This is a genomic window from Halorussus limi (genome assembly GCF_023238205.1).
Classification (GTDB): domain Archaea; phylum Halobacteriota; class Halobacteria; order Halobacteriales; family Haladaptataceae; genus Halorussus; species Halorussus limi.
In genome coordinates, this window is the sequence record NZ_CP096659.1 from 2,235,705 (window position 1) to 2,252,547 (window position 16,843).

Consider the following 16,843-nt stretch of genomic DNA (forward strand, 5'->3'; position numbering starts at 1 on the left):
AGATGGGGTACCGTCGGGCGGGGCTTTTCCCGTCCGAAATATTAAATTCTTGATACGTGAAACGTGGCGTAATCACCGCTGCAGTCCTCTTGCTAGTCCTTTCGTCGGGCGCGGGACTGGCGGTGGCTCAGACAGCGAACGAGACGACGACCGCGACGCCAGCCGACGACTCCGACAAGGGGCAGCAGTCGGCGGAGAAGAATCAGATTATGCAGCTCGTGCTGAAGGATCCGGGCGACCTGTCCGCCGAACAACGGCGACGTGTCGTCTCGTGGCTCCTCTCGCCGGGTAATATGGACAAGCTTTCGCAGGCCGATCGGCAAGCCGTGCGGTCGTGGATGACCAAGGCCGAGGAGCAAGGCGTCTCCATCCCGAGCAAGGATGCGCTCCAGCGCGCGCTCAAGAACGCCGCCGAGTCAGGAGGATCTAGTTCCAGCGAACCGCAGAAGAACTACGACCAGTCGTGCCAGACGCGCATCTCGCCGGCGCTCTGCATCACCAACGTGACGTGGGAGGGTTCGACGGTGACTCTCACCTTGAAGGCCGATTACCCCCACCAAATCACAATCACGGACAGCGGTTACATCATCGCCGCCGATCGCGGGACGGGGAGCAAAGTGCCCACCAAGACCGTCACCGTCTCCAGCGGCTACACGCGCGTCGGGATGGAGGTGACCAACCCCCGCGGTTCCGCCCCAGTCATCACGTTGGGGGCGAGCGGCCAGCTCTACGTGTTCAAGTCGCCGGACGGCAGCCTGTGGGCGTTCATCAACGACCCAAGCACGGACTTGATCCAAATCGCCGTCATCAGCGGGGCAATCGGCGCGATCCTCGACCTCGGACTCATCTTTGCGTGGATCCGCCACCGCGAGCAGTCCCGGTGGTACGACCTCGCCCGCGAGACGTACATCTCGCCGCCGTTCGTTCGGGGTGACGAGGATGACGATGCCATCGACAAGGCGAAGAAGACGTTCGCCGCGCACAAGGTCAGACTCACCCTTACGGTCGTCGGTGGCGCGTACGCGGCCGCGGTACTGTTCGGGCACGCGCCCGCCCCGAACGAGATATGGAACAGCCTCAACAATCAGACGCGGCTGATCGCGGTCGGGACGGCCATCGCCGCCGCCATCTCCGCCGTCCCCGTCTACATCATCATCTCGTACTGGCGCGACGGCTCCTACGTCTACCTCATCGACGAGGACGCCGAAGACGTGGTGGATGCGGCCCTCGGCGACGAGGACGGCAAGGTGGCGATGTACCGCGGGACGCCCGAGTTGGCCAGCGACATCGAGATGGTCGAGGGTAGCAGCGTCACGCTCCGCACGACGTCGGGTCGATGCAAGCTCGTCCGAGAGTTCGACCCTGAGCGGAACGAGGGCAAGGGCGTCCTGAGCGGCCTCCACAACGACCGTGAAATCATCGTCCGTGGGAAGTCGGCGATCCACTCCAACCGCAACCAGCTCGAGGACGAGGTTCGCGGGCTCCGCAAGCTCCTGTACGCCCTCCCCGGTATCTCGGTGGCGAGCGAGAACGCCGCCGCGCGGCAGATCGCGTCCGAAGCCGAGGAGCAGCTCACCCAGCACACGTCCGTGACCCGCGATCACCTCGAGGACATCTTCGACGACCTCGACGTGGACTGCGAGGGCGACGAGATCGGCGACACCGACGACGCGACGGGCGACGAGGAGACCCCCGACGGGGAGTGACATTTCCCACCTGATTCTCTAGATCCGGCGAAGTGAGTGACGACAACGGCTACAAGGCCGGACAGATTCGCGAACTGATTGACGGTGGCAACATCGACGCCGTACTTGACGCCTACCAGACCGACATCGACGATGCTGCGGACTTGTTGATGATGTTCGACCGAGCGGGCGTCGCTGAGGACAATCCACTCCGAGCCGCGCTCGCTCGCAAGGCACGGACGGAGACACTCCGCGACGCCCGTCGGGAAGGGAACCTCGACACACTGTCCGCCTCGAGCGGCTTGACCGACAATCGCGTCGACGCCGGCGACCGCGACCTGAGTGACGAAGTGAACCGGCTATTCCGTCCGTCTGACCGGGATCATATGCTCAACCTCGTCCTGTACGCCCCACCGCCGCCGGAAGGCCCGACCGGCGTCGGCAAGACGGACTTCGCCTACAGGATCCTCGAAGAAGCGATCATCGAACACCTCCCGTACGGGGGCCTCGAAGTCTCCAGCAACAACCGAAGCGACCCGTTCCCCGATGTGGAGTCGTGGATGGAGCTAGAGGAGTGGCTGGAAGAGACGGATGGCACAAAGGCATTCGTTTGGGACGAGGCCGCACAGGTCTTGCAGTACGCCGATATGTCTGCAGGAAAGGCCCTGAGCCAGCTCATCAAGCTCCTACGGAAGTACAACTGCCACCTGATCCTAATCGCGCACACAGGGAAGGACATCCCGAAGGACGTGCGCCGGATGGTACTCTTCTGCCAGAAGGAGAGCAAGAAAGAGGCCACCATCGGCGCGGGGCTGGAGGAGGACTCGTCCAGTTGGATGGTGATTCGCGACGAGATGATGCAGTTCCGCGACATCGACGCCACCTCCATCGAGTACGACTCCGAGGGAGACACAGGCGACTTCGAGTTCGACAAGGACGAAAACGGCGATGACGCCGACGAGAGCAACGAACTCGAACTGCGGAAGTGCCGGGGCCACAACCGGCACGGCGAGGGATGCGGCCAGCGCACGCGCCACGAGAGCGGGTACTGTGACGCGCATCGCGACCAGTGGGGCGGCGACCCCGACCCGCGGCTCGGCGACGAGTAGACGTTTTTAATGTCCCTATCGTGAGAGATAGATCGGGCTCAGAAGCGTTTCTTAACGGTGTATTTTTGACAATTGGACGATGTCTGGTAAGTATGTTAGGACGTCTCCGCTCTATCGCAGATACTCTCCATTCTCGTCTTACGGTCGCCCGAGCGCGACTGCACATGAAGCGAGTGAGTTTGATGAAGCACGTCCGCTTCGAGATGGACGGTTGGAAGCCGAAGGTTGTTCTTGACGAACAGTATGAGGGCTTCGTCGTGTGGGGTTCAAGGATGACCACCGCTTTCGGCATCCTCACAAGCCTTCTCCTCATTCCGCCACCCATCAGTTTCGTCGTCGCTGTCGTGCTGGCCGGTCTTGACCTGTTCTTCGAACGCATCTCTCTGATGGTACAGAGCATGTTCGTTCAGCCACTCCCGGAGACGTGGGACTCTGATGCTTGGCAGGGGAACCTCTACCAGTTCGACCAAGGGATGTGGGGCATCGGCCTGCTGTTTGATGACGAGAAGATAGCTCGGGTCGCGTTGGAAACCATTCGGGCGTGGAACTACGACGAGGACATCGATCGAGGGGACAACATCAAGATGAGCTTCGTCGAGATGGACGACGGCGGATATATGACCTACGTCTACCCCTCCAGCGAACGAGAGGTTTTGAAAGAGGCAGCGAAGGCGGTGGAGCGAGAGCAGATTGAGCAAGGGAAGATCAGAGAACACTACCAGAGTCACTTTCAGATGATCATCGCGCAGGATTTCGATAATCCACCGAGATCGCACTTCCGGCGGTTCAAGAACCACTACAACGGCGGCCGAGTGATGCTGAACACGTTCACGACAGAACGGTTGAAGGATAGAGGGTCGGGCCCAATTGACGGCCTTCCTGATGGGTTTGGTGGTGTGCCGTCGGTAGACCCCGTCTCGCTGAAAGAGGTCAAGATTGTCAATCAGGAAGACCTTGAACAGGACTCGGTGGAGTACCAGCATCTGAAGTACGTGATGCCTCTGTTGGAGAACTAGATCCGATCACCTCAGGACGGCATACCCGCTTTAGTGGTGATGAAGACTCCTTCTGTGTCTCGATGGCGAGGAGACGCCCCTTCGCGGCCGCGTGTCGCGTGCGTCGCCCGCGGGCTGGCACGCGCGCCATTAGTCCCGCCGTACCCCCCTCCCCCCGGATCCGTGCTCACTTAGATGTGACCCACGGTCGAGTGGGACGTAAATGGCCGCGCGCCGGAGCCGGCGAGTATCGGATGTGTGACTGTTCTCCCGACAACGATCCAGATCTAGATGTCGAGAACAAGGAGATCGGCGACGACTACAAGCTAGTCGTGGTGTGCCGCCGCTGTGGAGTTGTGGTCGATCGTGTCGAGTAAGGGATGCCGGGTGGAACCCGGGGCGGTTAGACAAACGCACGCTGCGCGACAGCGACTGACTGACAGACGATACCACCGACGGCCGCCGTATCGTGTCGGCGGCACTCACTACTTGTCGAGGAGGTGGTAAAAGCGTCTCGCGGCTCGGGGGTCTACCACTGCCAACCCACGCCGTCCGCCCACGCGGCCAACTCGTTGATCGGTCGGAGCATCGAGGCGGTCATAGTCCAGTTCTCCTGCTGCCACGTCGGCGGCCCTTCGCGCCAGCCCTCGGCGAGCAACTCCTCACGCGTCGTCCAGCCGTGGATGACGGCCCACTCGGAGTCCCACGTCTGCGCCAGCACGTAGGCGTCCGCCGGCCCGCTCTCGGCCTTCGACTCCTCGACGAGAAGCCGAGGCGGATCGCCGACGGGCGCGCCACCGTACGCCTTGATGTCGATGGCGCGTTCTTCGACGCCACGGCGAAGCTCGAGATCCACGCCGGCGTCGCCGTCGGGAGAGACGGAGAGGTCGAGTGCCTCCAGCACGGGGAGGCCGAGCGCCATCGCCGTGGCGACTTCGCCGGCGACGCCGGTAACGTGCTTGTCCGCCGTCCCGTCGTCCTTGTCGCCGGTGAGGAGTACGTCGGTCGTACGACCGTCCTCGTAGCTCGCGGCGCGAGCATCCGTTACGAGGTCGATGATCTCCCAGCAGTCGCCGTCGAGCGGCACGACCGTGTAGTCGTGCGTCCAGTGCGGCACGCTGGGTTTGTCGGTAGGCTGTGCGTCGGTGGAGGGGTTCTGCGTGCTCATATTTGGAGGACGGCCGGTTCAACTCGTCAGCGGGGCCTCGGTCATCGTCAGGCCCGCCGGGGGCCAATCCGGGGGCGACCGGGCACGAAGCCCGGTTTCGACCATTTGCGGGAGCGGGTGGGTCAGTCGTCGCCGTACGTCGGCGGCTCGGCGAGCGTGAGCTGGTCGTCGTCATCCGTCGCGCCGGCGCGGTCGGGTACGGGAGTGGCGTCGCGGGTCTCGGTGAAGCTACCCGGGTAGATCACCAGCTCGCGGTCGGCGCCGGCGATGGCTACGACGTAGCGCGTCTCGTCATCATAGACTGTACCGAGAGCAGGCGTCTTACCCGCTGGCACAGTCTCCTCCTCGGCGTACCACGTGGCGTCAATGGTCTGCTCGGCCACGTCGCGGGCCAGCTGTTCGGCGTCCGCGAAGTCCACCTCCTCGGGGATGCGCTGCGCTTCGGTGGGGCCTACGCGCTCGTAGCTCCACGAGACGATCTCCGTGCGCTCCTCGCGGAGAGACTCGGCGAGATCGCGCGCCGCCTCGACGCCGCTGACGCGATCGTCGATGTAGTGGGCGTTCTCGGCGAGGTCGCGGTCGTCAGTCGGCTGGCCACCGTCCGTGGCCAGTACCTTCTCCTCAAGTTCTTCGAGGGCGCCGGCGACCGGCGGTACGTCGTCGGAGGGGCTGGTTTCAGAGCGGTCAGTTGCGGATTCGTCGTCGGTGTGACGCATCCACCTCGTGTTCAGTGGGTGATAGGTATAAACTCCTCGGGCGTAGGGGTTACTCCGTAAACACCTACAAACACAGGTATGAAGTGGGCTACAACGCCGTACCACCTACGCTATCCCAGCGCCTAAGAGTATCAGGAACCAAATAACAAACGCGGAAATGGAAGCACAGAACGACGACAAGACCGCATCCGAGAAGGTTCTCGATGTCCTCGAAGACGAGTACCGCGCAACCCCCTACCTCCTGCGCGAGCGCACGGATCTTAGCAAGCAGCGACTCAACCGCGTCCTCAACCGTCTCCGAGCGAGCGGGGACGTGACCAAGGTCTGCCGTGGTCTCTACGAGATAGGCGACGGTCACACCAACCCCTATACGAGCGCACGCGTCCAACAGCGCGGCGCAATCAAGTTTGCAGACGCGCTCTGCAGCGCCCTGAGTGACGAGACGCTCGCAGCCATCGAAGACGAACTTGACGGGCTCAACCCCTCCGACCTCGACTTCGGCGACGACGCCGGTGATGAGCGATGACCGACCGCCCGCTCTCGCCCAGCGAGTTCGCCGAGGCGGTCGCCGACTACGCCGACTCTATAGACGACGAGGGACACGTCCGCCTCGCTTACGCCGGCCAGCTCGCCGCAATCGACGATCCCGACCGCGAGCCGCTCTCTCCCGTCGAGTTCTCGGCGGCAATCATCGCCAACGCCGGCGTCAACGTCGGCGCAGCCGACCGCAATCGGCTGGAACACGCGTACCAGCAACAGATCGAGGCCGCGCGACGCGTGGGTGGTGGTCGTGAGTGATACTACCGCCCTCCTCCCCACGCTCAACGAGGCCGTGACGGTCGCCGACGTGGTCGACGGTCTCCGCGACGAGGGGTTCGATGACGTGCTCGTGATGGACGGCGGATCCACCGACGGGACGCCGCAACTCGCTCGTGACGCCGGCGCGCACGTCGAAGTCCAGACCGGCGCGGGCAAGGGACAGGCCGTCCGCGAGGCGATGCGCGACCACATCGACGCCGAGTACGTCGTGATGCTTGACGCCGACGGCACGTACGATCCCGCCGACGCCCACCGACTCCTCAACCCTCTGCGCGCCGGCGAGGCCAACCACGCCATCGGAGAGCGACTCGACGCAAGCAACGCCAGTGCGTGGCCACCCCACCGCTACCTCGGCAACCTCGCGTTCGAGGCGATGTTTGAGTTCCGGCGCGGGGAACGGTGGGACATCCTTAGCGGCTACCGAGCGTGGACGCAAGACGCGTGGGACGCGATGGGCGTGGACGCCGACGGCTGGGGTATCGAGACGGCCCTCGCGCGTGAGGCGCTGGAGACGTCGGGAGTCGAGACCGCCGTCGTCCCCGTCTCCTACGCTCCCCGCCCCGACGGAAGCGAGTCCAAGCTCTCGCCGCTCGTCGCCGTCCCGGAGATCCTCTCCGAGATGTGACCTCCTCACTGCGCTAGCAATGTGAGCAGCCCGCCCGCGCCGGCCTTTTTCCGACACCCCCGACATCGAGTTCGTACGATGACGCGCGACCGAGAGCCGTCGAAGCGCGAGAAGTTGGAGCGGCTTGGCGACTGGTACGAGGAACACTGGACGGAGGGCGAGGACGACTGATGGCGGTCGTCAAGGCGACGTGCGACCGCCGGCCCGGGCGCGGCACGATCACGTTCACGGGCGTTGACAGCGACGGGGAGTTGCGCGAGTGCCCCTCGTGTGGATGCGAGGTGGCCGTGGATCCCGAGGCGGATGCGGTGATGCACGTCGAAGCGCGGTAGCCCACCCCCTTCGGTTCCGATGAAAAACCGCAAGAAGAGGTTCAATCGTCGGCGTTGACGACGCGCCAACCAGCCCGGACGCGCGGCGCGTATCGGGACGGGCGCATCGTGACCGGTTCAACTTCGACCTCCTCGCGCTTCGCCTCGACCGCCGCGAGAAACTCGCGCTCCACTGGGGACGGATCTAGGGAGCGGTGGAGCGGGTCGTGGCGGAGTGCCGGTCGGACGCGTTCGAGGCGTTCGTCCGGCCACTCGTCAACGACGAGTTCGTGAGCCCGGACGATCTCCGCGACTGCTTTCTGGCGTTGCTCTGCGTGCCGTGGGGTGTCTGCTACGCCCACACGTACTGTAGGCCGGCGATCGGGATAACGGCACTGTCTCGGGGGTCTACCGGCCTTATTGGTACTTTGGGTTAGGATGGTGTGTGAACTGTTCAGACGGGGTTCGGATTCTACATACAGAAAGCGAAGTTGAGTCTCGTCGGTGCAGCCGAACCCGCCGATTTCGGGCAGCTCATTTGGGCGAGCAGTGACTATCATCCAGTTGCTGATGGATTCCGAAGTTCAGTCCGAACAGTCCCCGCAGTACTGGGTCAAGCCAGAGCAGTACGACGAGATGCGCCACGCCGTGTACGACGCCAGCCCGCCGTACCTGCAGGCACGCGACCGACTCCTCCTCCGCGCCCTCTACACGTGGGGGCTCCGCGTGAGCGAGGCCGTCGCGCTCGACGTGGAGATGATCGATCTCGACGACGAGGCCCTCCGACTCCCGACCCACGTCCAGAAGGACTACCCGAACGGGAACTCGCCCCCGCCGGCGACGCTCGACCTGACTCGCGAAGGGGTCGCCGAGATCCGCGACTACCTCCGCGACCGCTGGAAGGACTCGGACGCGTTGTTCCCGTCGCGCTCCTCGCCGAGGATGACGACGCGTGCCGCCGAGAACGCCGTCGGGAAGCTCGCCGAGGAAGCCGGCGTCCAGCCCTACTCGACGCACGGGCGCGGCCAGCCCGGTGACGTGACGCCGCACACGTTGCGACACTCGGTCGCCTACCGGATGATCGAACGCGAGGGCGAGTCGCTGGACGCGGTGCAGCGCCGCCTGCGGCACGCGACGATCCTGACGACCCAACGCGAGTACAGCCACTTCGACCGCGTGTAGGTGTGAACTCTTCAGACGAACTTCCCCTTTTGCAATATCCATTTAACCAGTCAAACATTTGTCACTAATGCGAACGCTCTGTGATGGCTCCACAGGCAGAAGGAAGCCCCCGTGACCGGTTCAAATCCGGCGTCCGGCGGTGGTAGGAGGGCCGTGAACCCGCCTACGGCTCATCGGGATCAGGTGACCCGCGGGAGGCGAGTACTCTGTCGCCCGGTTCAATTCGGGGCGTTACGGCGTTCGCGCGGCGTCACGGCGCCGCTCCTTCCATTCATACCACATTCATCCACCGAACCCACCCGCATCCGGGTGTCGCTTTTCTGCCGGCGTCGCCGGATCCTCGAGCGTGATCGACGACGAGCTGCGTATCGAGTACCGCGGCCGAGACGCGTACATCGTCTCCAAGTGTCCCGAGTGCGGCGCGAAGGCCGAAGCGGCCATCCCGAGCGGCCGGCACGCCACGCTGCCGACGACGCTGGACTGCTACGAGTGGGACGACTGGGGCGAACCAGTGGTCGAGATTCGCCAGCAACGAGACCTCTTGTGACCTGAAAGAGGGATGGCCCCTCCAGAACCGGTGGACGACTCCACCAAGCCCACGGGCTCTCGCCCATCACACCCGTCGTACTCTGACTCCGTAAAACCCGGTGTAGAGGCCGCGAAAATGCCCTAAACAAGCCATACGCGAAAATACTACCTCGGTCGAGAACGAAGAGACGCGTATGCACGACACCACGGACTGGCCGCGCGGCTGGACGGCCCGAGAGCGCGCCCTCACGGTCGCCGAGGACGTCGACGGCCCCTCGACGGTCGAGACCATCGCGCTGGCCGCAGAAGTTGAGGTCGCGGTCGTTGAGGATGTCGCCGAGGAGACCGAGGCGGATCTCGGACGATGACTGACGACGACACCCAGCCCGACGACGAGATGACGGAGTACGAGGTAGCGGTCATCGACGACCGTCTCGCAGAGATCGAAGACGAGGACAAGCAATACTCGACCGACGAGGTCGCCGATGACCTTGACATCGACCTCGACGGCCACCGCGATGACACGGTGAGCGCCGAGGACATCGCCGAGGCGACCGGCGCAGATCTAGACACGATCGAGCAGTGCCTCGCGGCGGCCGGCGACGCGCTCGCCGGCGACGACGAGGACGGCGGTACGCTAGACGTGCGCAGTGCCGAGGAGATCGCCCGCAAGTCAGGCGCGGATCTCGAGACTGTGCGTGATGAGATCGATGCGATGCGTCGCCGCTCGGGCGACCCCGGCGAGGTGACGGACTACCGAGACACGCGCTGGTCGGACGACGAGGGACTCCCGCGCGTTGACGCCGGCGAAGCAGCCGACAGACTGCCCTCCGCAGCGGATTTTGAGGCGGAGATTGATCGCGCCGTCGAGATCGCCGCTGACCGCGCGGAGAAGCTCGACGACGACGAGAACCTCGAGGACGTTGATGACCTCCTCGATGACCTACCAGACGACGAGGAGTAGGCCACCCCAGTTTTCACGAGAGTTTCTGGAACACCCCCGAATGCGAGTAGGGGGAGCCGCGCCGCCGGCGCGATGCCGGGGAGCCACCTTTCGCCTCGATACTCGGGGAGCCAGCCCTTCCTCGAGGAGAGGGGGAGCCACCTCGCGGGGAGAGACCACTCTTCCCCTCTGCTCACGGTGGGCCACGCGGCCCGGGAGCACACCATTACCGGCCACACCCCCGGGTCTATTACTGACGCCGCGGGGTGTCACGCGCCGGCGTCGCGCAAAATCCCCGTGATCAGTCACGCGCATCCAACCCCACCCAACTCTCGGGCAGCTCTTTTCGCCGGCGAGAACCTATCAGAACACGTAGAAGATGCCGAACGACATCGACCTCGCAAGCGAAGACCTCCAAGTCCTCCACGTCATCCACGACGCAGACCACGCCGTCACTACGACGACCGTGCGCGAACAGATGCACTGGGCCGACGACTCCGCCCAGATCCGCTACCGCCTCGACAAGCTCGAAGACCGCGGCCTCGTCGAGACGTGGCACGACGACGAGCGCGCCGAACCTCACCAGATGCCGCCGCGCGTCGCCGAGACGACCGACGCCGGCGACGCCATCGCCGATGACCACGACGACGACCGCGAGACGCTCCCCGTCGAGGAGCGGATGGCGCGCATCGAGCAGCAGCTGGATCGGATGCGCGACACGTACGGTACGGTCAAGCAGCGAATCGTGGAACTCGAAGAGGAAGTCGAAGATCACGACGAAGACCTCGACGACCTCGCCGAGGACATCCGCGCGCTCCGCCGCTACGTCGAGTGACGCCCGGCGGGCGCGGATCCTACTTCTGATCGCGGAACTGGCTGAGGTCGACGGTGACCGGGTAGGCGTCGGCGCCGTCCACGTCCACGAGGAGTCCCGCGGGACTGTCGGGCTTGTCCGCGACCTTCACCTTGATGTCGCCCAGATCGACCGTACACTCGTTCTCATCGGGTTGTTCGATGTTCACGGTGTGCGCGTCTCAGTCCACCTTCTTGTAACTTACCAAATATAAACGTAAGTATTAGTATGGTAGTCTTGGCCGCCGCAGAACGCGCATCCTCGCCCCGGCCCAATCGCGCCCGTGCGTTGGCGGCGGTCGCCGCGTCGTCCACGCCCGGGCCACTCTCGCCACCGTCGTCGGCGTCGATGTCGTGGATGGTCGGATGGGTCGGCTGGACGAGGTTCGTCGTTCTCGCCGGTCTCTCGCGTTCACCTCGTAGCCTCTCCCTGATGTACACATATTCTCTCTTCTCAAACATAGGGGAAGAGGAGCGGGGTTAGCCGCCCCGCCGAAAGGGGCGTCTTCTGGCGGTTGTCGCAGAGTGCCGTTCTTAGATGTACATATATTCTATTTCCTCAAACACTGAGAGGAGGGAAGGGTGGGCGCGAGAACCACCCAACCGGCGTTCTCCACGTCTCCAGACCACGCCCACCCCGCCACACCCCCACCTTCCTACCCCTTACCATACTTTACTTATGTCTTATGGTTATAAAGTAATAGTAGTAGTGTTAGAGATTGTAACGTTGTTTTTCGATGGGGTGGTGAAGGGGTATAAGTAGAAAATGCAGAAGGAATCTAGGTGGCCTCCACCGAGATTGAGTCTCTCCCTCCTCTCCCGTGGTTGAGGAGAGAGGATAACGGGACAACGGCAAGACGACGGCTGACGCCCTACGCCAACGACGCCGCTGACACGACACTCGTGGTGGAAGTGGGGTTGGCGATGGCCACCGTGACGTCGTGTCCACCACCGCTCTCGACACCCATCCACTTCACCCCTACGTTTGAGGAGAGAGAATATGTGTACATATTAGAGACGGCAAGTTAGAGACGTTCTACGACATGTCCAGAACACCTCGACCTCGGTTGTCTCAACCTGTTTTTGAGGAAAGAGAATATTCGGACAAGACTTATCAAAGCCCGGACACTACATCCGGGTGTCGATGACGCGACCCGAAATCGACGGCGATGAACTGGAGATGCTCGAGGAGCTCGAAGACGCCGAAGACGTCGGCAGTCACAAGCGAATGGTCGAGATCCTCATCTGCGAGGCCTACGACGAGTACGACACCGACTCATTCGTCTACGACCCGCGGGAGAGCCGCAAGACGCCGCTCTCCACCGACGAGATGCAGGACATCCTCTGGCGGTACGACGCCCCGGCGATCAACCCCGGCCACATCGCCTCGTGGCCGCGTGACCGCACGGACAAGCAGGACGTGCTGGCGGCAATCAGCCGCTACGAGGGTATCGACTCTCGCGGCGGCGTCAAGTCGTTAATCCGAGAACACGTCGGCGAGGGAGACCCGATCGTCGTCGAGACGGCGGCGGATATGGAGGACAAGCGCCGGCCGCGGAACTACCACCACTACCTCCGACCCATCCTCGACGCACTCGAAGAGCATCCGCCCGAGGAGGCGGACAACCTCCCCGACGGCTTCCACGATGACGTGGAGCCGATGTTCGGGGACGACGAGATGCGCACGGAGGACACCGCCGAAGAGTACCTTGATCGGACGCGCGAATCCATCGAAAACGACGAGAGGCCCGTAGGGGCGCTCAAGGCGCGGGTTAACGGCGCAGAGCAGATCATCGAGGAGCACAGCGACCATCCCAACGTCGACCTCATCGAACAGGCCCGTGATGATCTGGAAGAGGAAATCGAACGTCGTCGTGGGTCAGACGAGGAAGACACCGGAGAAGACGAGTTGGATGCCGGCGACGAAGAGGTCACTGAAGCCGACGAGAACGACGAACTCGCCGACGGGTGGGAGAAGCTCGAGAAGTCCGGGGAGATCGACGAAGAGGTCACCAGAGCCGACGACGCCAACGAGATGACCGGCCAGTACGACGACGAGGAGCTACGCGAGGCGGTCAAGCGCGAGGGCTTCGACGACGCCACGCACAGCAAGTAACCACCTCACACGACCATCCTACCCCTACCAACGATGACTCAGAAACGCTCGACGTGGCTGGTCTGCCGTGACTGTCTCCGGCGCGTGCAGTGTGCAGAGGGGGAGTGTCGATGCGCGTGCCATTCGGCCGGGGAGTCCGAGTCCGTCCCGGGGCGGTGGACGCAGATGACGACGGTGGCGCGCGGCGGTGATTGACCGGGTTTTACGGCGTTGCTATCGTGGAGGAAGAACGTGGAATACATAGTTCCTCAGTATCATCTCCCGAGAGATGTCTGGAGCTGAGGATCTAGCTGACGAATTGCTGGACGTGGACACTGGTGATCGGCTCAGAATTGTTACCAACGACGTCACAGTATGGGCGGATGTCGGCCCGATTGGCGAACAGATGGGGCCCGAGAAGGACGATCACGGTTGGCTCGAGGGCGAGATTTGGTTCGACGTGCGTGTCGACGACGAGTACGTCGAGGAGAACGGGTTCGTACTCCCCGATGCAAGGGTCTCGGCGAAAACCAAACGTGGGGAGTGGCAGCAGCCGACTGTCGTGTTCGCCGAGGAGTGGGAGGGTAACGCCAGCTCCGCCGAGGAGGTCGACAACCCGGTGGAGGACTGGGAAGGAGAGATGCGCGAAATCGACCGGGTGACGTCGACGTATGAGTGATCGTGAGCTTCGTTCTGCCGTCGAGAACGGTGACGGTGTGTGGTTCCACATCGCTGGCATCGACCCGACAACCGTGTTCAAGGACGGTGAGACACGGACGGTGACCGGCGTCATCGAGGGTAGCATTTTCGTCGACCTCGACCGCCGGCTTCGTGGATGGCCGGAGGGACGGATCGACTATTGGGATGCTGCGGATGATGGTGAGGCGCCCGTACTTGTCGGGCTGGACACCGAGGAGGACGAAGGGCCGGAGCCGCTCGGCGAGATAGTGGAGTGGGAGTTCGTCGACTGACCCACCCGGATGCGGGTGGGGGTTACGCCTCCGAGTCTATTCCCACGAGTCGAGGCTCTGCTGGACGGATCCGAGCGGGCTTTCGCTCAAGTCGTAGTCTTCGAAATTGAATCCGAATTCGTCCTTGTACTCCTGCCGCTTCTCGAGGGCCTCTTCGGTGAACAGGACGTTCTGTTCGGCCTCGATTTCGTCGATGTACTCGCGGTCGTCGTCAAGCCCATCCTCAAAGCGGTCGGTGATCGGCGAGCAGTCGTGAATCTCCGTACCGACCCACTCGCGTCCCATAATTTCGGCGGCGGCGTACGTCGTGCCGGCGCCGCCGAACGGATCCAGAACGCGGTCGCCTTCCTCGGTCGTCATCCCGATGACGCGGTGGAGGAGCTTCAGCGAGAGCTGGTTGGCGTCGCGGTTGAGGTACTTCGTGTGGCGGACAGGCGGGATGTCCTCCCAGACGTCGGTCAGGTTGACGCCCTTGGGGTTCATCTTCGACTTGTAGCCGCCGTAGTCGTTCTGCTCGCCGCCGCAGTGCGGGCAGGTGTCGATCGGGAGCCGGTCGGGGGTGAACGTGTTGGGACTGTCGCCCTTGATGAAGTAGAGGAGGGAGTAGTGCGACGGGTAGAGGCGGTTCGGGATGGGGAGTCCGAACTTGATGTCGACGGCGATCCAGTGCTTGAGGTTGAGGCGGCGGTTGATGTAGTGGGCGAAGTGGATGTTCCACTTCGGGAGGTTGTAGAGGCAGAACGCGCCACCGGGTTTCAGCAGGTCAATGGCTTCGTCGATCCACTCGGTACTCCACCGGAGGTACTCGTCCTCGGCGAGGTCGTCACCGTTCTTCTGGCCGTAGTCCTTGTCAAGGTTGAACGGCGGGTCGGCGAAGATCAGGTCGAACGACTCGTCTTCGAGATGTGGCAGAACGTCCCGACAGTCGGCGTTGTAGAGCGTGCCCTGTTCGGTCGAGAAGCAGGGGTCGGGCAGTTCGCCGTCGGGTTTGGACTCGCCGTTGAGTTCGACGCCGAACGCGTCGGTGAGGGCGTCGAGTGCGAGGTCGGGATCCTCGACGAGTTCGTCGTGCAGTTCCTCGGGGAACTCGCCGGCGACGAAGCGGAGGGCTTCGGGGGCGATGTCGAGGGAGTCGGCGAGGGCGTCGAGTTGTTCGTCGGTGGGCGGGACACCCGATTCGATGTCGCGGAGATCGCCGACACGGAGACCAGCGTCCTTCGCCAACTCGTTGTCCGAGAGGCCGCGTTTGCGTCGGATTCGGCTGACGACGTCACCAGCAGATCGGAAGAGAAGGCCGGTCATTTGAGATCAGCTCCGTTGTGATTCATCTTCTGGTTAGTCTGATGTCGGTGTTCCGTTTTAAACGTGTGTAACCCGCCTCGGTTTATGAGGGGGGTCTGTCTGGCCACCTATCAGTGCATTCATGGGAGCCGAATTCCCAACAGGCGGTATGCAAATCGATCGCGAGGTCACGATTGTCGACCAAGGCGACTTCTCTCAAACTGATGAATGGCAAGCGGCGCGACGTCAGGCGATGGAGGCGGTTCGGGAGGTTGACTGGCCGCCCGGAACGGGCGAGTTCACCGTCTACCCCGAGTCCGAGGCCAACGGTGTCAAGCCCGCAACCAAAATCTTCGAGCACAACATCGACAACAAGCCGCTTTGGAAGGAAACTGGCCGAAAGCACTTCAAATCGCTTCTCCGGGAGATGGCGATGCTCGACGATGCAGTCGAGATGCTCGGCGAGTATATGGACGATCCGGAGGCGTTCGTCAACAGCTCGTGGTTCGATGCGATGGCGGAGCTGGAGATCGACGGCGAGCGCCACATCGTCGTCTTCGAGTGGGAGACCGGTAACATCTCGTCATCTCACCGGTCGCTCAACCGGATAATGGTGGGGTTCCTCTCCGGGATCATCAGCGCCGGCATCGTCGGACTACCGACTCGCAAGCTGTATCAGTATTCTACCGACCGAATCGGGAACTTTCAGGAGCTCTATCCCTACTTTATGATATACGAGGCGTTGAACACACGCGTCGAGAACGGGGTGTTCGAAGTCGTCGCATTCGAGCAGGATGCGGAGTCGACGAACGTCCCAAAGATACCGAAGGGTTCGGATGGAATGTCGGATCGGGACGTCCGGGAGGCGACGCCGGACTCCGTTGATCTAAGCGACTTTCAGTAGGCCTGCTGCCGCGCGAGGGCGTGGATCCGTGCCCGGGCGGCTACTCGTTGTCGAGGCTGTCCAGCATCGCTCGTCGAACTAGCGATCGAACACCTCCGTCAGTGGGACGCTCACCCAGCGGCCGATCTCGTGGTCGGGGTAGCGAATCGAGTTCTGATTGATGAAGTAGGTGACCTCGAAGGGGCGTGGCCCCGAGTAGACCCACGACGACACGCCACCCCGCCACACGGCCATTCCGATGTGAGCGACGGTCGCCAGTACGACCGCGGCGAAGGCTCCCACAGGGAGGAAGATGATGAGTCCGACTGTCATCGAGGAGTAGAGGTAGTAGGCTGTGACGTAGTAGGGCTGGCCGATGGACTCCTCGCGGATGTATTGGATGAACCCGTATAGGCCGAGTACGATGCCGAACTCCACGTAGGCGGTGAAGAGCGCAGATGGATCCGAGAGGGACGCGGTGTGAGTGGCGAGCGCCATCGAGTTGGTGAAGACGGTGATCCGGCTGACGTAGTGCCATTCGACGACGAATCCGATGGCGATTAGTGCGAGTTCGGGGAGGGCCCGGATCACCGAAGGAGGGAGGTATTGGAGTATCATTGGTTTTGTCACCACATTCTACCGACATTATTCCCCGGGTCAGTCTTGCTTACAGGAGGCGA

Annotated in this window: 23 protein-coding genes; 17 read left to right on the forward strand and 6 right to left on the reverse strand. The window is 62.9% G+C overall.

What is annotated here, in order from left to right:
• Window positions 1–56 precede the first annotated feature (56 nt).
• The 3 genes from M0R89_RS11545 (at window position 57) to M0R89_RS11555 (ending at window position 3,810) form a co-directional block, all read left to right on the forward strand.
• Window positions 57–1,706 (forward strand): DUF8063 family protein, encoded by a 1,650-nt coding sequence (locus M0R89_RS11545; protein WP_248649237.1) that lies wholly within the window; start codon window positions 57–59, stop codon window positions 1,704–1,706.
• Between the two features lie 32 nt (window positions 1,707–1,738).
• Window positions 1,739–2,794, forward strand: a complete 1,056-nt coding sequence (locus tag M0R89_RS11550; protein WP_248649238.1) for a hypothetical protein — start codon at window positions 1,739–1,741, stop codon at window positions 2,792–2,794.
• 182 nt (window positions 2,795–2,976) lie between these two features.
• Window positions 2,977–3,810, forward strand: a complete 834-nt coding sequence (locus tag M0R89_RS11555; protein ID WP_248649239.1) for a hypothetical protein — start codon at window positions 2,977–2,979, stop codon at window positions 3,808–3,810.
• Window positions 3,811–4,318: 508 nt separating this feature from the next.
• Here the strand turns inward: M0R89_RS11555 and M0R89_RS11560 are convergent.
• Window positions 4,319–4,957 (reverse strand): hypothetical protein, encoded by a 639-nt coding sequence (locus M0R89_RS11560; RefSeq protein WP_248649240.1) that lies wholly within the window; start codon window positions 4,955–4,957, stop codon window positions 4,319–4,321.
• A gap of 122 nt (window positions 4,958–5,079) precedes the next feature.
• Window positions 5,080–5,673 carry a hypothetical protein gene (locus M0R89_RS11565; RefSeq protein WP_248649241.1) on the reverse strand — a complete coding sequence of 198 codons (594 nt, stop codon included), beginning with the start codon at window positions 5,671–5,673 and terminating at the stop codon, window positions 5,080–5,082.
• A 157-nt stretch (window positions 5,674–5,830) separates the two neighbouring features.
• On the opposite strand from M0R89_RS11565, the gene M0R89_RS11570 reads away from it, so the two are divergent.
• The 4 genes from M0R89_RS11570 (at window position 5,831) to M0R89_RS11585 (ending at window position 7,449) form a co-directional block, all read left to right on the forward strand.
• Window positions 5,831–6,199, forward strand: coding sequence for a MarR family transcriptional regulator (locus M0R89_RS11570; protein ID WP_248649242.1), 369 nt, complete (start codon window positions 5,831–5,833; stop codon window positions 6,197–6,199).
• The gene (locus M0R89_RS11575) at window positions 6,196–6,471 is read left to right on the forward strand and encodes a hypothetical protein (RefSeq protein ID WP_248649243.1); all 276 of its coding nucleotides are present in this window, start codon (window positions 6,196–6,198) and stop codon (window positions 6,469–6,471) included. The genes M0R89_RS11570 and M0R89_RS11575 overlap by 4 nt, the downstream gene beginning before the upstream one ends.
• Window positions 6,464–7,117 carry a glycosyltransferase family 2 protein gene (locus M0R89_RS11580; RefSeq protein WP_248649244.1) on the forward strand — a complete coding sequence of 218 codons (654 nt, stop codon included), beginning with the start codon at window positions 6,464–6,466 and terminating at the stop codon, window positions 7,115–7,117. Before M0R89_RS11575 ends, M0R89_RS11580 begins: the two co-directional genes overlap by 8 nt.
• Before the next feature lie 170 nt (window positions 7,118–7,287).
• The gene (locus tag M0R89_RS11585; protein ID WP_248649245.1) at window positions 7,288–7,449 is read left to right on the forward strand and encodes a hypothetical protein; all 162 of its coding nucleotides are present in this window, start codon (window positions 7,288–7,290) and stop codon (window positions 7,447–7,449) included.
• Between the two features lie 41 nt (window positions 7,450–7,490).
• Here M0R89_RS11585 and M0R89_RS11590 read toward each other — a convergent pair whose 3' ends face one another.
• The gene (locus M0R89_RS11590) at window positions 7,491–7,790 is read right to left on the reverse strand and encodes a hypothetical protein (protein WP_248649246.1); all 300 of its coding nucleotides are present in this window, start codon (window positions 7,788–7,790) and stop codon (window positions 7,491–7,493) included.
• A 208-nt stretch (window positions 7,791–7,998) separates the two neighbouring features.
• Between M0R89_RS11590 and M0R89_RS11595 the strand changes: the two genes are divergently transcribed.
• From M0R89_RS11595 to M0R89_RS11615, 5 genes are all read left to right on the forward strand, one after another.
• A complete protein-coding gene (locus tag M0R89_RS11595; protein ID WP_248649247.1) occupies window positions 7,999–8,610 on the forward strand; it encodes a tyrosine-type recombinase/integrase in 612 nt (203 codons plus the stop codon).
• Between the two features lie 346 nt (window positions 8,611–8,956).
• The gene (locus tag M0R89_RS11600) at window positions 8,957–9,157 is read left to right on the forward strand and encodes a hypothetical protein (protein ID WP_248649248.1); all 201 of its coding nucleotides are present in this window, start codon (window positions 8,957–8,959) and stop codon (window positions 9,155–9,157) included.
• 175 nt (window positions 9,158–9,332) lie between these two features.
• Window positions 9,333–9,506 (forward strand): hypothetical protein, encoded by a 174-nt coding sequence (locus M0R89_RS11605; protein WP_248649249.1) that lies wholly within the window; start codon window positions 9,333–9,335, stop codon window positions 9,504–9,506.
• Complete coding sequence (locus M0R89_RS11610; RefSeq protein WP_248649250.1) at window positions 9,503–10,102, forward strand: hypothetical protein; 600 nt, start codon at window positions 9,503–9,505, stop codon at window positions 10,100–10,102. The genes M0R89_RS11605 and M0R89_RS11610 overlap by 4 nt, the downstream gene beginning before the upstream one ends.
• Window positions 10,103–10,460: 358 nt before the next feature.
• Window positions 10,461–10,916 (forward strand): hypothetical protein, encoded by a 456-nt coding sequence (locus M0R89_RS11615; RefSeq protein ID WP_248649251.1) that lies wholly within the window; start codon window positions 10,461–10,463, stop codon window positions 10,914–10,916.
• A 19-nt stretch (window positions 10,917–10,935) separates the two neighbouring features.
• Here the strand turns inward: M0R89_RS11615 and M0R89_RS11620 are convergent, their stop codons facing one another.
• A complete protein-coding gene (locus M0R89_RS11620; RefSeq protein WP_248649252.1) occupies window positions 10,936–11,103 on the reverse strand; it encodes a hypothetical protein in 168 nt (55 codons plus the stop codon).
• A gap of 613 nt (window positions 11,104–11,716) precedes the next feature.
• Between M0R89_RS11620 and M0R89_RS11625 the strand changes: the two genes are divergently transcribed.
• From M0R89_RS11625 to M0R89_RS11640, 4 genes are all read left to right on the forward strand, one after another.
• Entirely contained in the window at window positions 11,717–11,962 is a 246-nt protein-coding gene (locus M0R89_RS11625) for a hypothetical protein (RefSeq protein WP_248649253.1), read from the forward strand.
• 115 nt (window positions 11,963–12,077) lie between these two features.
• Window positions 12,078–13,049 carry a hypothetical protein gene (locus M0R89_RS11630; RefSeq protein ID WP_248649254.1) on the forward strand — a complete coding sequence of 324 codons (972 nt, stop codon included), beginning with the start codon at window positions 12,078–12,080 and terminating at the stop codon, window positions 13,047–13,049.
• Between the two features lie 268 nt (window positions 13,050–13,317).
• A complete protein-coding gene (locus M0R89_RS11635; protein WP_248649255.1) occupies window positions 13,318–13,707 on the forward strand; it encodes a hypothetical protein in 390 nt (129 codons plus the stop codon).
• Window positions 13,700–13,999 carry a hypothetical protein gene (locus M0R89_RS11640; protein WP_248649256.1) on the forward strand — a complete coding sequence of 100 codons (300 nt, stop codon included), beginning with the start codon at window positions 13,700–13,702 and terminating at the stop codon, window positions 13,997–13,999. Before M0R89_RS11635 ends, M0R89_RS11640 begins: the two co-directional genes overlap by 8 nt.
• Before the next feature lie 36 nt (window positions 14,000–14,035).
• Here M0R89_RS11640 and M0R89_RS11645 read toward each other — a convergent pair whose 3' ends face one another.
• Entirely contained in the window at window positions 14,036–15,301 is a 1,266-nt protein-coding gene (locus M0R89_RS11645; RefSeq protein WP_248649257.1) for a DNA methyltransferase, read from the reverse strand.
• A gap of 148 nt (window positions 15,302–15,449) precedes the next feature.
• Here M0R89_RS11645 and M0R89_RS11650 point away from each other — a divergent pair, with 148 nt between their 5' ends.
• Window positions 15,450–16,184, forward strand: a complete 735-nt coding sequence (locus M0R89_RS11650) for a PDDEXK family nuclease (RefSeq protein WP_248649258.1) — start codon at window positions 15,450–15,452, stop codon at window positions 16,182–16,184.
• 78 nt (window positions 16,185–16,262) lie between these two features.
• Here M0R89_RS11650 and M0R89_RS11655 read toward each other — a convergent pair whose 3' ends face one another.
• Window positions 16,263–16,781, reverse strand: coding sequence for a YidH family protein (locus M0R89_RS11655; protein ID WP_248649259.1), 519 nt, complete (start codon window positions 16,779–16,781; stop codon window positions 16,263–16,265).
• Between the last annotated feature and the right edge of the window lie 62 nt (window positions 16,782–16,843).

Coding starts and splice junctions, on each gene's coding strand:
- M0R89_RS11555 (WP_248649239.1), top strand. CDS start 2,977: ATGAAGCACGTCCGCTTCGAGATGGACGGTTGGAAGCCGAAGGTTGTT.
- M0R89_RS11560 (WP_248649240.1), bottom strand. CDS start 4,957: ATGAGCACGCAGAACCCCTCCACCGACGCACAGCCTACCGACAAACCC.
- M0R89_RS11565 (WP_248649241.1), bottom strand. CDS start 5,673: ATGCGTCACACCGACGACGAATCCGCAACTGACCGCTCTGAAACCAGC.
- M0R89_RS11570 (WP_248649242.1), top strand. CDS start 5,831: ATGGAAGCACAGAACGACGACAAGACCGCATCCGAGAAGGTTCTCGAT.
- M0R89_RS11575 (WP_248649243.1), top strand. CDS start 6,196: ATGACCGACCGCCCGCTCTCGCCCAGCGAGTTCGCCGAGGCGGTCGCC.
- M0R89_RS11585 (WP_248649245.1), top strand. CDS start 7,288: ATGGCGGTCGTCAAGGCGACGTGCGACCGCCGGCCCGGGCGCGGCACG.
- M0R89_RS11595 (WP_248649247.1), top strand. CDS start 7,999: ATGGATTCCGAAGTTCAGTCCGAACAGTCCCCGCAGTACTGGGTCAAG.
- M0R89_RS11605 (WP_248649249.1), top strand. CDS start 9,333: ATGCACGACACCACGGACTGGCCGCGCGGCTGGACGGCCCGAGAGCGC.
- M0R89_RS11610 (WP_248649250.1), top strand. CDS start 9,503: ATGACTGACGACGACACCCAGCCCGACGACGAGATGACGGAGTACGAG.
- M0R89_RS11615 (WP_248649251.1), top strand. CDS start 10,461: ATGCCGAACGACATCGACCTCGCAAGCGAAGACCTCCAAGTCCTCCAC.
- M0R89_RS11630 (WP_248649254.1), top strand. CDS start 12,078: ATGACGCGACCCGAAATCGACGGCGATGAACTGGAGATGCTCGAGGAG.
- M0R89_RS11635 (WP_248649255.1), top strand. CDS start 13,318: ATGTCTGGAGCTGAGGATCTAGCTGACGAATTGCTGGACGTGGACACT.
- M0R89_RS11640 (WP_248649256.1), top strand. CDS start 13,700: ATGAGTGATCGTGAGCTTCGTTCTGCCGTCGAGAACGGTGACGGTGTG.
- M0R89_RS11645 (WP_248649257.1), bottom strand. CDS start 15,301: ATGACCGGCCTTCTCTTCCGATCTGCTGGTGACGTCGTCAGCCGAATC.
- M0R89_RS11650 (WP_248649258.1), top strand. CDS start 15,450: ATGCAAATCGATCGCGAGGTCACGATTGTCGACCAAGGCGACTTCTCT.
- M0R89_RS11655 (WP_248649259.1), bottom strand. CDS start 16,781: ATGATACTCCAATACCTCCCTCCTTCGGTGATCCGGGCCCTCCCCGAA.